Annotated in this window: 13 protein-coding genes; 2 read left to right on the top strand and 11 right to left on the bottom strand. The window is 68.6% G+C overall.

Annotation, left to right across the window (positions count from 1 at the left end):
- Positions 1 to 16: 16 nt before the first annotated feature.
- The 4 genes from hpt to dacB are packed head-to-tail and all read right to left on the bottom strand — an operon-like array spanning position 17 to position 4,025.
- Positions 17 to 595, bottom strand: a complete 579-nt coding sequence (gene hpt, locus K6L26_RS04855) for a hypoxanthine phosphoribosyltransferase (protein ID WP_019343669.1) — start codon at positions 593 to 595, stop codon at positions 17 to 19.
- Positions 596 to 640: 45 nt separating this feature from the next.
- On the bottom strand, positions 641 to 1,600 hold the full coding sequence (tilS, locus tag K6L26_RS04850) for a tRNA lysidine(34) synthetase TilS (RefSeq protein WP_064898641.1): 960 nt from the start codon (positions 1,598 to 1,600) through the stop codon (positions 641 to 643).
- Complete coding sequence (locus K6L26_RS04845) at positions 1,579 to 2,646, bottom strand: zinc-dependent metalloprotease (protein ID WP_076111885.1); 1,068 nt, start codon at positions 2,644 to 2,646, stop codon at positions 1,579 to 1,581. The genes tilS and K6L26_RS04845 overlap by 22 nt, the downstream gene beginning before the upstream one ends.
- The gene (gene dacB, locus K6L26_RS04840; RefSeq protein ID WP_043367820.1) at positions 2,643 to 4,025 is read right to left on the bottom strand and encodes a D-alanyl-D-alanine carboxypeptidase/D-alanyl-D-alanine endopeptidase; all 1,383 of its coding nucleotides are present in this window, start codon (positions 4,023 to 4,025) and stop codon (positions 2,643 to 2,645) included. Before dacB ends, K6L26_RS04845 begins: the two co-directional genes overlap by 4 nt.
- A 127-nt stretch (positions 4,026 to 4,152) precedes the next feature.
- Between dacB and K6L26_RS04835 the strand changes: the two genes are divergently transcribed.
- On the top strand, positions 4,153 to 4,641 hold the full coding sequence (locus tag K6L26_RS04835) for an inorganic diphosphatase (protein WP_019343665.1): 489 nt from the start codon (positions 4,153 to 4,155) through the stop codon (positions 4,639 to 4,641).
- An 83-nt stretch (positions 4,642 to 4,724) separates the two neighbouring features.
- Complete coding sequence (locus K6L26_RS04830) at positions 4,725 to 5,240, top strand: 2-oxo-4-hydroxy-4-carboxy-5-ureidoimidazoline decarboxylase (protein WP_221853336.1); 516 nt, start codon at positions 4,725 to 4,727, stop codon at positions 5,238 to 5,240.
- Here K6L26_RS04830 and K6L26_RS04825 read toward each other — a convergent pair.
- Genes K6L26_RS04825 through K6L26_RS04795 form a run of 7 tightly spaced genes read right to left on the bottom strand, consistent with a single transcriptional unit; the run spans position 5,228 to position 12,100 of the window.
- Positions 5,228 to 6,181: a 2-hydroxyacid dehydrogenase gene (locus K6L26_RS04825; RefSeq protein ID WP_221852799.1), complete on the bottom strand. Its 954-nt coding sequence runs from the start codon at positions 6,179 to 6,181 to the stop codon at positions 5,228 to 5,230. The genes K6L26_RS04830 and K6L26_RS04825 overlap by 13 nt on opposite strands.
- Before the next feature lies 1 nt (position 6,182).
- Positions 6,183 to 7,532: an enolase C-terminal domain-like protein gene (locus K6L26_RS04820; protein ID WP_065063557.1), complete on the bottom strand. Its 1,350-nt coding sequence runs from the start codon at positions 7,530 to 7,532 to the stop codon at positions 6,183 to 6,185.
- 25 nt (positions 7,533 to 7,557) lie between these two features.
- On the bottom strand, positions 7,558 to 8,358 hold the full coding sequence (locus K6L26_RS04815; RefSeq protein ID WP_019343661.1) for an IclR family transcriptional regulator: 801 nt from the start codon (positions 8,356 to 8,358) through the stop codon (positions 7,558 to 7,560).
- A 1-nt stretch (position 8,359) separates the two neighbouring features.
- The gene (locus tag K6L26_RS04810; RefSeq protein WP_065063559.1) at positions 8,360 to 9,082 is read right to left on the bottom strand and encodes a sulfite exporter TauE/SafE family protein; all 723 of its coding nucleotides are present in this window, start codon (positions 9,080 to 9,082) and stop codon (positions 8,360 to 8,362) included.
- Positions 9,079 to 10,062, bottom strand: a complete 984-nt coding sequence (locus tag K6L26_RS04805) for an ABC transporter ATP-binding protein (RefSeq protein ID WP_221852798.1) — start codon at positions 10,060 to 10,062, stop codon at positions 9,079 to 9,081. The genes K6L26_RS04810 and K6L26_RS04805 overlap by 4 nt, the downstream gene beginning before the upstream one ends.
- Entirely contained in the window at positions 10,055 to 11,116 is a 1,062-nt protein-coding gene (locus tag K6L26_RS04800) for an ABC transporter ATP-binding protein (RefSeq protein ID WP_019343658.1), read from the bottom strand. The genes K6L26_RS04805 and K6L26_RS04800 overlap by 8 nt, the downstream gene beginning before the upstream one ends.
- Positions 11,117 to 12,100 carry an ABC transporter permease gene (locus tag K6L26_RS04795; protein ID WP_221852797.1) on the bottom strand — a complete coding sequence of 328 codons (984 nt, stop codon included), beginning with the start codon at positions 12,098 to 12,100 and terminating at the stop codon, positions 11,117 to 11,119.
- Between the last annotated feature and the right edge of the window lie 9 nt (positions 12,101 to 12,109).

Raw genomic sequence — 12,109 nt, 5'->3', positions numbered from 1 at the left:
ACGAATTCTGCGCCGATCAGGTGGCTGAGTACACCTTTGGTTCGAGCGTGCCGATGTAGGGCAGGTCGCGGTAACGCTCGGCGAAGTCCAGGCCGTAGCCGACGACGAACTCGTTGGGAATGTCGAAACCCACGTAGGCGACGTCGAGTTCGGTCTTGACGGCCTCGGGCTTGCGCAGCAGCGTGCAGACCCGCAGCGAGCGCGGGTGGCGGGTGGCCAGGTTGCGCAGCAACCAGGACAGGGTGAGACCGGAGTCGATGATGTCCTCGACGATCAGCACATCGCGGTCGTTGATGTCGCGGTCGAGGTCTTTGAGGATGCGCACCACACCCGAGGACGAGGTGGACGAGCCGTAGGAGCTGACCGCCATGAACTCCAACTGGGTGGGCAGCGGGATGGTCCGCGCCAGGTCGGTGACGAACATGACCGCACCCTTGAGCACGGTGACCAGAAGCAGGTCGTCGTTACCCAGATTGTCTCGATACTGCTCGGCGATCATCTCGGCGAGTTCGACGGTGCGGGTCCGGATCTGCTCCTCGGACAACAGCACCGATTTGATGTCTCCCGCGTACAGCTCGGCAGAGTCGACAGCCACTGCAACAGCGTGCCATGCGAGGCGGCCGCATTCCAACGCGGATCGCTAGACCGGTTCGGCGCGCGTCGTCAGCACCGCACCGTGCCGTACCGCGAACAAGCGCTGTTTGCGCAGTCCGGATGCGACGGCCACGCCGCCCTGCCCGCGCCAGGCTGTCACCAGCCGGTCCACCGCCCTGATCTGGATGTCGGTCAGATCACACGCGCCACCGTCCAGCAACCAGGCCCGGATCACCCGGCGGCGCAGTGCGTCGGGCAACGAGGCCAACCGAGTGGTGTCCAGACCGCCGGCTTGAGTGCGTGCCCCGGCCAGGGCGTCGGCGGCCAACGCGTCGAGCGTGTCGACATCCTCACGCAACGCGATCGCGGTGCGGGCCAGCGCCTCGGCCACCCCGCCGCCGAGCACGTCCTCCAGCACCGGCAGCACCTCGTGCCGTAGCCGGACCCGGGTGAACCTGCGGTCGGCGTTATGCGGGTCCTGCCAGGCGGCGAGGCCGAGTTCGTCGCAGACCGCGTGGGTCTGCGCGCGCCGAACACCGAGCAGCGGCCGGTGCCACGGCGGGTCATGCGGGCGCATCCCGGCAATCGAACGGGCACCCGATCCGCGGCCCAGCCCGAGCAATACCGTCTCGGCCTGGTCGTCGAGGGTGTGGCCGAGCAGTACCGGCGCGCCGTCCCGGGCCGCCTCCAACGCCGCGTAACGGGCCTGACGGGCCGCCGCCTCCGGGCCGCCATCGCGGCCGACGTCAACCGAAAGCACATGTGCGCCAATACATCCCAGCGCCACTGCTTGCTCGCGGGCGGCGGCGGCGACGGTATCGGATCCTGCTTGCAGCCGATGGTCGACGATCAGCGCGACGGTGGGGCGCAACTGTGCGGCCACGGCGGTCAGGGCCAGCGAGTCCGGGCCGCCCGAGAGCGCCACGCACCAGCTCTGGGCGTCGATCCGCTCGCCGGCGGCCGCCACGGCGTGCCGCAGCGCGGCTAGAGCACCCGTTCGATCCATCGTTGCGGTTCGTCGATCTCGGCGGGCAGCGGCAGGGTGTCGGGGCTCGACCAGATCGTGTTGAAGCGCGCCATCCCGACTGCTGCCACCACGTGGTCGACGAACGCCTTGCCTCGGGTGTACTGGCTGATCTTCGCGTCGAAGCCCAGCAGTGCCCGGACCACCCGCTGCAGCGGTGGTGGCTTGCGCTGCCTGCGTTCATCGAAGCGACGCCGGATGGTCGAGACCGTCGGCACCACCGCCGGGCCGACGGCATCCATCACGTGATCGGCGTGCCCTTCCAGCAGGGTGCCCAGCACCAGCAACTGATCGAGTGCGCGACGCTGCGGCTCGGCCTGGATGGCGCGCATCAGCCCGAGCACACCGGACGAGTTCGGGTCGGGGGCAGATCCGTTGCGCTGGTTGCGGACGAACTCCGCGAGCCTGCCAACCATCTCGGTGACATCGTCGCCGGCGTCCTGGGTGAGCACGGCCAGCGCCTGCGACATATGGTCGGCCAGCCAGGGATTGGCCCGGAACTGCACCCGGTGGGTGACCTCGTGCAGGCACACCCATAACCGGAAATCGGCTGGGTCGACCCGTAATTGGCGTTCCACGGCGATCACGTTCGGGTACACCAGCAGCAGCTCGCCGCCGTCGGGACCGAACGGATCGTACTGGCCGAGGATGCCCGAGGAGATGAATGCCAGCACCGCACCGGTCTGCGCCCCGGTCACCCTGCCGGTGATGAATCCCGGCTTGGGCGTGTCGCTTTCGCCGCCGGGCTGGACGCCGGTGGTCATCACCTGCATCGACCTGGTGGCCGCCCGGATCCACGCCGGCCGGTCCACCACCCGGGCCTCGGGTACCTCGGCATTCTCGATCAGGCCCGTCACCTCCCGCACCGGCAGCTCGGCAGCCTGGGAACTCTCCGAGAGCTGCTCGATCACCTGGGTGCGGGTGTAGTCGGTGGACAGCGGAGCCGGGCGGGCCAGCTTCACCCCGACCGTCGCGGCGAAATCCCAGTCGACGGCGCGGCCGGCGGTAACGGCGACCCGCTCACTCATGTGCCGCACCCGCACGATCGCAGCACCGCGGCCAGCTCGTCGATCGCGGTGCGCCCGGTGGGCCCGGCGTTGTTGGAGATGAGCGCGAACGTCAGCACCCGGCCGCTGTCGTCGGTGACGATGCCGGCCAGGGCGTTGGTCCCGGTCAGCGACCCCGTCTTGGCTCGCAGCCAGCCCGCGGCGTCACGCCCGGCATCGGTGTCGAGGTACCGGTTGGACAACGTGCCGCTGCCGCCGGCGATGGGCAGCAGATCCACCAGCGGACGTACGGCGGGCTCGGTGTTGCCCGCCGCGATGTTGACCACGTCGTCGAGGATGCGCGCGGTCAACCGGTCCTCGGTCGACAGACCACTGGAATCGACGAGCTTGGCGGCCGACATGTCGATGCCGATGCCTTCGAGCTGGCTCAGCACCGCGTCGACTCCGCCGTCGAAGCTCTGCGACCGGTTCAGCTGGGCGGCGACCTCACGGGCGATCGACTCGGCCATCACGTTGTCGGACTCGTTCATCATCTGGCGCAGCCGCTCGATGAGCGGCGCGGACTGCACCGCGGCGATCTGCCTGCCGCCCGGCACCGCACTGGCCAGCACCGTCACCGATGCCGGATCCACCTTGAGGGCGGTGGCCAGGGCCCGGCCCGCGTCGAGGGCCGGCGTGGTCGATCGCCTGGATTCCACCGTCGTCGGCTGGATGCGTCCGCCGTCGAGCATCACCGGTTCCATCGGTGCGATGTCGCCGCCCTCGATGTCGGCGGGATCCCAGCCCGGCGCCATCGTCGGGCCGCTGTAGGCGCTGGTGTCCACCCGCACCGCGGTGACCGTCATGCCGGTGTTGCGCACCTGCTCGGCCAGGTCGCTGATCCGGGCCGCGCCCTTGTACCAGGTGTCGGTGTCCTCGGGGGCCGCCGAAAGCGTCGTGTCTCCGCCGCCTTTGAGCACCACCAGACCCGGCTGTGAGTCGACGGCCAGGACGGTGGTGGCCAGCCGGGCGTTGCGGTCGAGCGTGAGCAGCGCGGCGGCCGTGGTCAGCACCTTGTTGACCGAGGCCGGCTGCATCGGCACCCCGGAATTCTGTTCCCACAGTTCGGCGCCGGTCTCCGCGTCGGTGATCCGGCCGGTCACCTCGCCGAGATCGGGATTGGCCAGGGCCGGCGCCAACGCGGCGGCCAGGCCGCTCACGGTCGGTGTCGGCGCGGACATGTCCACCGGGACAACACCCGGGCTGGCGGTGGCCGGTGCGGGTGCGGGCGGGGCCGCCTGGGCGCCACTGGATTGGTGGCCGGTGAGCACGGCAGCAACCGCGACGACGGCGGCGACCAGCACCAGGACCACGACGCCAACCGCCACATGGGTGGACTGCCGCCACCGTGTGGGCCGCATATTTCTCCTGCTCTGCCGGTGGTGGGGACGAGCCACCCGTTTAGGCCAGACTATCGCTCCATTAGGGTTGACCCGCGTCGTCGCCCGACGACCCGAGACCGACCGCAGATGCGAAGGAGCCGCGACGGTGAAGTTCGACGTCGTCATCGAGATCCCGAAGGGTTCGCGCAACAAGTACGAGGTTGACCACGAGACCGGCCGGGTCAAGCTCGACCGCTACCTCTACACCTCGTTCGGTTACCCGACCGACTACGGGTTCTTCGAGAACACCCTCGGCGAGGACGGCGATCCGCTGGACGCGCTGGTGCTGCTGCCCGAGTCGGTTTTCCCCGGCTGCACCGTCGAGGCCCGCCCGGTCGCGATGTTCAAGATGACCGACGAGGCCGGCGGCGACGACAAGTTGCTGTGCGTGCCCGCCGGCGACCCGCGCTGGGACCACATCCAGGACCTCGGTGACGTGTCGCAGTTCGAACTCGACGCGATCAAGCACTTCTTCGTGCACTACAAGGACCTGGAGCCGGGCAAGTTCGTCAAGACCGCCGACTGGGTCGGCCGCGAAGAGGCCGAGGCCGAGTTGCAGCGTTCGGTCGAACGGTTCAAGAACTCAGGTCACTGATAACTCAGGTCACTGATTTTGCCTGCCCGTAACAGGGGGTAACGCCGGCGTCCCATACGCCTTCCATGATTGACCAGGTGTTGATGCATCAGGGCATGGGACTTGAGGCGTACAACGCATCGCCGACGCGCCGTGCGGTGCACGCCGTGTACGAGTGCTGCTACAGCGTCGTGCTGGCCACCGATCTGGCTAGTGGGCGCCCGTACGCCGACCACGATTCGCTGTTCCGGCAAGCCGACGCCCTGTTGTTCAGCCTCGGGGAGGATTCGATCGACCGGGTGCTGCAGGCCTATCCGCATATCGGCAGGCGGCCACGCAGCCCGAAGTCGGTGTGCGAGCAGTGCTCGGTCTGGGACGACGATCCGGCGGTGATGGCGGCGCTCAACACGGAAGTGCAGCGCTACGCCGAGCGCTTCGGGTTCGGCTTCGTGATGTTCGTGGAGGATTGCTGCGCGCACCGGGCCATGGCCGGGATCACCGACCGGTTGCACAACGACTCCGAGACCGAGCGCAAGGTGGTCCGCAACGAATTGGCCCGCATCAACCGGGCCCGGCTGGAACGCATGCTCGGCCCCGAGGGCGGCTACTACAACTGGTGAGTCAGTGGCTCGCCGCGCTCGAGGCGGCCGATGTTGGCGGCGATCTCCTCCGCCCGGCCGCCGAACGTGTCTGTGGTGACGCCTGAGGAATGCGGCGTCATCAGCACGTTGGCCAGTTCGCCGAACGGCAGCTCACTCGGTACCCCCTGCCCGCCCGGACCGGGATAGCGGTACCAGACGTCGATGGCGGCAGCCCTGATCCGGCCCTCCAACAGCGCGTCGTAGAGCGGGCGCTCGGCCACCAGCGGCCCGCGCCCGACATTGACCAGCACGCCGTCAGGACCCAGCGCCCGAAGCTGCTCGGCCTCGATCATTCCTTCGGTCGCAGCGGTGAGCGGCGCCGACACCACGACCACATCGGACTCCGCCATGAGCCGGTTCAGCTCGGAGGTGTCGCCCGCCCAGGACAGGCCGTGGGTCTCGGGGTCAACCCGCCCGGATCCGGTCACCGCAGCCCCGGTCGAGCCGAGGCCGCGGAACAATTCCCATACGCGCCGGCCGATGTGACCGAAGCCGACCAGGCCGACGCGGGCCGCCCCGATCGCGGGCAACTGCGGCAGGTTGGCGTCGTAGACCGAGGTGGCCCATATCCCTCGGCGCAGCGCCCGGTCCTGTGCCAGGAAGTCGCGGCGCAGCAACACCGCGGCCGCGAGCACATACTCGGCGATGGACCGTTCATGATGGAAGGTGTTGGCCACCAGCGTCTCTGGCCGCAGCGCGGCGAAGTCGACCTTGTCGGTACCGGCCCCCGCGACATGCACGAGGCGCAGTTTCTCCGCCGCGGCCGCCATCTCGGCGGTGAACCGGCCGCCCACGAACACATCGGCGTTCCGCAAGTCGTCGATGCTCCCGTTCCAGACCACCTCCGTTCCCGACGGTAGCGCGGCTTCGAAGCGATCGCGGTGCGCCAGCAGGTTGGGTTCGATGACGACGACCAACATGTCAGTCCCTTTGCAGCGCAGGCCGCTTGCGGTCGAACTTCCAACCGGGGATCAGGTACTGCATGGCCACCGCGTCGTCGCGGGCGCCGAGCCCCTTGGCCAGGTACAGCTCGTGCGCGGCGGCGACCCGCTCCTCGTCGAGCTCCACCCCCAGCCCGGGGGTGTCGGGCACATCGAGATAGCCGTCGACGATTCGGAAGGGCGCCTTGGTGATCCGCTGACCGTCCTGCCAGATCCAATGGGTGTCGATGGCCGTGATGTCACCGGGCGCGGCGGCGGCCACGTGGGTGAACATGGCCAGGGAGACGTCGAAGTGGTTGTTGGAGTGCGACCCCCAGGTCAAACCCCAGGCATCGCAGAGCTGCGCGACGCGCACCGAGCCGCTCATGGTCCAGAAGTGGGGATCGGCCAGCGGGATGTCGACGGCGCCGGCCCGGATCGCGTGTCCCAGCTCGCGCCAGTCGGTGGCGATCATATTGGTGGCGGTCGGCAGGCCGGTGGCCCGTTTGAACTCGGCCATCACCTCGCGCCCGGAGAACGTGCCTTCGGGCCCGACCGGATCCTCGGCATAGGCCAGCACGTCGGTGAGCTGGCGGCAGGTCTCGATGGCGTCGGCCAGCAGCCAGCCGCCGTTGGGGTCCAAAGTGATTCGGGCATCGGGGAACCGTTCGGCCAACGCGGTGACGGCTTTGGCCTCATCTGCCGCGGGCAGCACGCCACCCTTGAGCTTGAAGTCGCGGAATCCGTAGCGGGCCCGGGCGGCCTCGGCGAGGCGGACCACTGCCTCGGGCGAGAGCGCCTCGTCGTGGCGGATGCGCTTCCATTCGTCGGCACCGGCAGGCTCGTCGTCCGCGGACAGGTACTCCAGGTCGGTGCGGTTGCGGTCGCCCACGAAGAACAGATAGCCCAACGCCTGGACCCGGCTGCGTTGCCTGCCGTCGCCGAGCAGGGCGGCGACCGGGACGCCCAGGTGCTTGCCCAGCAGGTCGAGCAGCGCCGACTCCACGGCGGTGACGGCGTGCACCATGACCCTCAGGTCGAAGGTCTGGGCACCGCGCCCCGCGCTGTCCCGGTCGGCGAACTCGCGTCGGATGCTCGCCAGGATGGCGTGGTAGCCGCCGAGGGACCGACCGACCACCAGTGGCCTGGCGTCGTCGAGGGTCCGCCGGATCGCCTCACCGCCCGGCACTTCCCCGACCCCGGTGTTGCCGTCGGAATCCTTGAGGATCAGCAGGTTTCTGGTGAAGAACGGCCCGTGCGCACCGCTGAGGTTGAGCAGCATGCTGTCGTGGCCGGCGATCGGGATCACGGTCAGTTCGGTCACGACCGGTGTCGCGTTGTGTGCACTCATCGGTACTCCAATCTCGTGGGCAAACTCAGGCGAACCACTTGTCTCCGTTGGCAAGGGGGCGAACGACGCGGGTCACCTTGTCGCACACCAGGCGTAGCGCCTCGACGATCTCGCGTTCCCGCTCCGGGGTCAGTCGCGACAGCGGGACCGACGCGCTGATCGCATCCTGCGCGGGGTGCCGGTAACGCAGTGTCACCGCGAAACACTTGATCCCGGCGGTGTTCTCCTCGTCGTCGGTGGCATAGCCCCGCACCCGTACCTCGTCGAGGGCGGCTTCGAGGCCGGCGCGGTCGGTGAGCGTCCGGGGTGTCAGCGGCCTCAGTGGGTCCGGGACGTGCGAGTCGAGCTCGGCACCGTGCCGCTCGGCCAGCAGTGCCTTGCCGAGTGCCGTGGCGTAGGCCGGCAACCGGCGGCCCACCTTGCTGTGGTTGCGCACGTACTGGCGGGACTCCCGGGTGGCCAGGTAGACGACGTCGTGGCCGTCTAGGCGGGCGAGGTGGAACGTCTCGTCGAGCTGGCCACGCAGGTCTTCGAGGAAGGGCGCGATCATCGGCAGGTACGGGTCGGCGTCGAGGTAGCTGGTCCCCACCAGCAGCGCCCGCATGCCGATGCTGTACTGGGTGCCCGTGTCGTCGGACCGCACCCAGCCCTGGCCCACCAGCGTGCGCAGCAGGGCGTGTGCCGAGCTACGCGGCATGTCAAGTGCGGCACAGATTTCCCGGATACGGGTGGGCTCGTCAGGCCGCGCCGCCAGGAACTCCAGCAGCTCGACCGTGCGTACGGCCGATTTGACCTTGCGCACCGAAACACTGTCATCGCCGGTCAATTCACCCTCCCATCAACTGACGGACGATCAGCACCACAGCGCCGACGGTGGATATCCCGATGGCCGCCCACCGCTGACGCTGCCGATCCAGATACCGGTTGACCCACCGCGACAGCGCATAGCCGAGGACGCACGCCGGGACGAGCATCGCGAACACCACGACAGTGTGGTGGTCGACGGAACCGGTGAGCGCGAGCAGCACGAGCGACAGGGCCGAGCCGACGAGGAAGAAACCGCTCATCGTGCCCCGCAACCGGGCGCCGGTGTTGTTCTGCCACACCAGCGCCATCGGGGGCCCGCCGATGGACGTCGCGGTGCCGAGCAGGCCCGAGGTGGCGCCGGCCAGCACCAGATTGCGTCTGTGCGGCACGGGGATCCACCCCATACTGGTCAGCGCTACGCCGCCCAGAACCACCGCGGCCAACGTATACGCCAGCGCTTCCTTGGGCATCACCACCAGCAGCAGCGCCCCCGCGACGGTGCCGGGAACCCGTCCGGCCAATGCCCACCCGGTGCCGGCGAGGTCGATGGCCTCCCGTTCGCGGATCACCACCATGAGGGTCACCATGGTGGCGAGCATGATGAGCGTGCCGGGGATCAGTCCGGGGTCCACGATCGCCACGATCGGGGCCGCCAGCATGCCCATGCCGAACCCGATCGAGGCCTGCATACAGGACGCCAGCACGATGGCGGCGGCGACGATCCCGTAGCCGGCGATGCTCACGCCGACACCGGCACGGCCGGCTCCAACGGATGGTGGCACTCGGAGATATGGCCCTCGACCTCCGGGTCCGCGGTCGGTGTCGGCACCTGCGTCGCGCAGATGTCGGTGGCCTTCCAGCATCGCGTCCGGAACCGGCAGCCCGACGGTGGATTCAGCGGCGAGGGCACCTCACCCTTGAGCAGGATCCGGTCTTTACGCTGCGCGGCATCGAGTTTCGGTGCGGCCGACATCAGCGCCGCGGTATAGGGATGCCGCGGATTGCGGTACACGTCCTCGGTGCGGCCGCTCTCGATCATGTGGCCCAGGTACATCACCGTGACCCGGTCGGCGACGTGGCGGACCACCGACAGGTCATGGGAGATGAAGATGTAGGAGATACCCAGTTCCTGTTGCAGGTCGTTGAGCAGGTTGAGCACCTGGGCCTGCACCGAGAGGTCGAGTGCCGAGACGGGCTCGTCGCAGATGATGACGTCGGGATTGAGCGCCAACGCCCGGGCGATACCGATGCGCTGGCGCTGTCCGCCGGAGAACTCCTGCGGATACTTGCCCGCGGCCTTGGCGCCCAGCCCGACCATGTCGAGCAGGCCGCGCACTCGCATCTCCCGGTCCTTGCGGTTGGGGTGCAGGGTCTTGTGGGTGCGCCAGGGCTCGGCGATGATGTCGCCCGCGGTCATACGGGAGTTCAGCGACGCGTAGGGGTCCTGGAACACCATCTGGACGCGGCGCCGGAACTTGAGCAGCTCCGCGCCGCGCAGCCGGAACGGGTCTATCCCGTCGAAGGTCACACCGCCCGAATCCGGACGCTCGAGCATCATCAGGGTGCGCGCCAAAGTGGACTTGCCGCACCCGGATTCGCCGACCAGCCCGAGCGTTTCACCGCGGCCGAGGTCGAGGTTTATGCCGTCGAGCGCGGCCAGCCTGTTCTTGCCCACGCGGAAAGACTTGCGCAGGTCACGGACGGTGAGCAGGTTCTCAGACATCTGTTGCTCCTCCCCGCATGCGGGTGTCGACCTCGTCGGCGAAGTGGCAGGCGCTGCGCCGTCCGTCGCCCTGCAGCGCCGGCCTGGTGGTGACGCAGAGTTCGCGGGCCAGCGGGCAGCGGTCCTGGTACACGCAGCCGGCCGGGATCGAATGCAGATCGGGCGGTGCGCCGCCGATGGACTTGAGGGCCTCGCCGCGTACCGCGCTCACCGGCACCGAGTCGAGCAGACCCTTGGTGTACGGGTGCCGAGGGTTGGCGAAAACCTCTGCCACCGGACCCGTTTCGACGACCTGGCCGGCGTACATGACTGCCACCTGGTCGGCTTCCTCGGCTACCAGCGCCAGATCATGGGTGATCAGCACGACGGCCATGTCGTACTCGGCACGCAGGCTTCTCAACAGCGCCATGATCTGCGCCTGCACGGTCACATCCAGTGCGGTGGTCGGTTCGTCGGCGATCAGCACTCGCGGGTTCAACGCGACGGCCATCGCGATCAGCAGCCGCTGCCGCATCCCGCCGGAGAATTGGTGCGGGTAGGACTTCATCCGCTCTTCCGGCTGCGGAATACCCACCCGCGCCATCAGTTCCACGGCTTTGCGCTTGGCGTCCTTGGCGTTCATGCCGTGGTGGATGCGGAACGGCTCGGCCAGCTGGGTGCCGACGGTGTAGAGCGGGTTGAGTGCGGTCAGCGCGTCCTGGAAGACGATCGCCAGCTCCGGCCCGGCCAGCTTGCGCCGGGTCTTGCGGTCGGCGGCCAGGATGTCCACGTCGATTTCGCCGAGCCGCGCAGTTCCTTCCACGACCTCGGCTACCGGCTCCAGCAGCCCGACCAGCGCGGTGGCCGTCATCGATTTGCCGCAGCCCGATTCGCCCAGCAAGGCCAGGGTCTGACCACGGTGCGCCGCGAAGCTGACGTGGTCGACGGCGCGGACGGTTCCGGTGATGGTGCGGATGTCGACGGTCAGCCCGTCCACCACCAGCGCCGGATCGGTGTCGAGATACTCGGACACGGTCGGCGGTTCTGCCACGCTGCTGCTCAACTGGGAAGTCATCTACAGGGCCTTTCCGGTCTTGGTGAAGCGGGACAGGCGTTTCTGCGGGACGGTGAGCCGCCAGCGCTGGCCGGGGTCGGTGGCGATCCGGGCCCAGGCGGCCAGGATGGTGGCCGAAACCGTGGTGATGACGATGGCCAGACCGGGGAAGAACGAGAGCCACCACGCGGTGTGCAGGTAGGTGCGGCCCTGCGAAACCATGAGGCCCCAGCTGACATCGGGCGGCTGGATGCCGATACCCAGGAAGCTGAGCGAGGATTCGGCCAGCATCACGTAGCAGAAGTCCAGTGTGGCCACGGTGAGCAGGGTGGGCAGCACGATCGGCATCACGTGCCGGACGATGATGGACCGTCCACTGGCCCCGAATGTGCGGGCGGCATCGACGAACACCCGGCTGGAGAGTTCGGCTGACTCGGCGCGGGCCGTCCGCAGATACACCGGGATCCGGGTGATCGCCAGCACCGCAACGATGTTGGCCGCACTCGGGGAGAAGACGTAGAGCACCACCACTGCCAGCAGCAGTGAAGGGAAGCTCATGATCACGTCGGCCACCCGCATCGCCAGCGTCTCCCGCCAACCGCGGTAGTAGCCCGCCCACATACCGATCAACGATCCGACGACCGCCGAGATCACCACGGCGGGAATCGCTACCGACAACGTGGTGCGGCACGCGACGATCAGTCGGGCCAGCATGCTGCGGCCCAGCGGGTCGGTGCCGAGGATGTTGGCCCAGCCGTGGGCGAGCGTGAACGGCGCCTGATTCGAGTTGTCCAGGTCGATGTGGGTGGCGAGGTTGCCGACCAGCATCGGGCCGAACACCGCGGTGAGGATCACCAGGCCGAGCACCACGGCAGCGGCGGCGGCCACCCGGTCATTGACCAGCAGCCGGAACCACACCGAGCGCCTGCGGGCCGGCTCGCTCTCCGGTTCGCCGACGATGGCGGTGGTGGGTTTGACTGGTACCAGGTCGATTTGAGTGCTCACGCTATGTAC

This window comes from Mycobacterium farcinogenes (genome assembly GCF_019739075.1).
In the GTDB taxonomy this organism is placed as follows: Bacteria; Actinomycetota; Actinomycetes; order Mycobacteriales; family Mycobacteriaceae; genus Mycobacterium; species Mycobacterium senegalense.
The sequence above is the reverse complement of the archived record's forward strand: the minus strand, read 5'-3'. Positions and strand labels throughout refer to the sequence as shown.

Bases quoted from the DNA above. Each gene is read 5' to 3' on its own strand.
- K6L26_RS04800 (WP_019343658.1), bottom strand. From the start codon at position 11,116: ATGACTTCCCAGTTGAGCAGCAGCGTGGCAGAACCGCCGACCGTGTCC.
- K6L26_RS04820 (WP_065063557.1), bottom strand. From the start codon at position 7,532: ATGAGTGCACACAACGCGACACCGGTCGTGACCGAACTGACCGTGATC.
- dacB (WP_043367820.1), bottom strand. From the start codon at position 4,025: ATGCGGCCCACACGGTGGCGGCAGTCCACCCATGTGGCGGTTGGCGTC.
- tilS (WP_064898641.1), bottom strand. From the start codon at position 1,600: ATGGATCGAACGGGTGCTCTAGCCGCGCTGCGGCACGCCGTGGCGGCC.
- K6L26_RS04805 (WP_221852798.1), bottom strand. From the start codon at position 10,062: ATGTCTGAGAACCTGCTCACCGTCCGTGACCTGCGCAAGTCTTTCCGC.
- K6L26_RS04845 (WP_076111885.1), bottom strand. From the start codon at position 2,646: ATGAGTGAGCGGGTCGCCGTTACCGCCGGCCGCGCCGTCGACTGGGAT.
- K6L26_RS04825 (WP_221852799.1), bottom strand. From the start codon at position 6,181: ATGTTGGTCGTCGTCATCGAACCCAACCTGCTGGCGCACCGCGATCGC.
- K6L26_RS04830 (WP_221853336.1), top strand. From the start codon at position 4,725: ATGCATCAGGGCATGGGACTTGAGGCGTACAACGCATCGCCGACGCGC.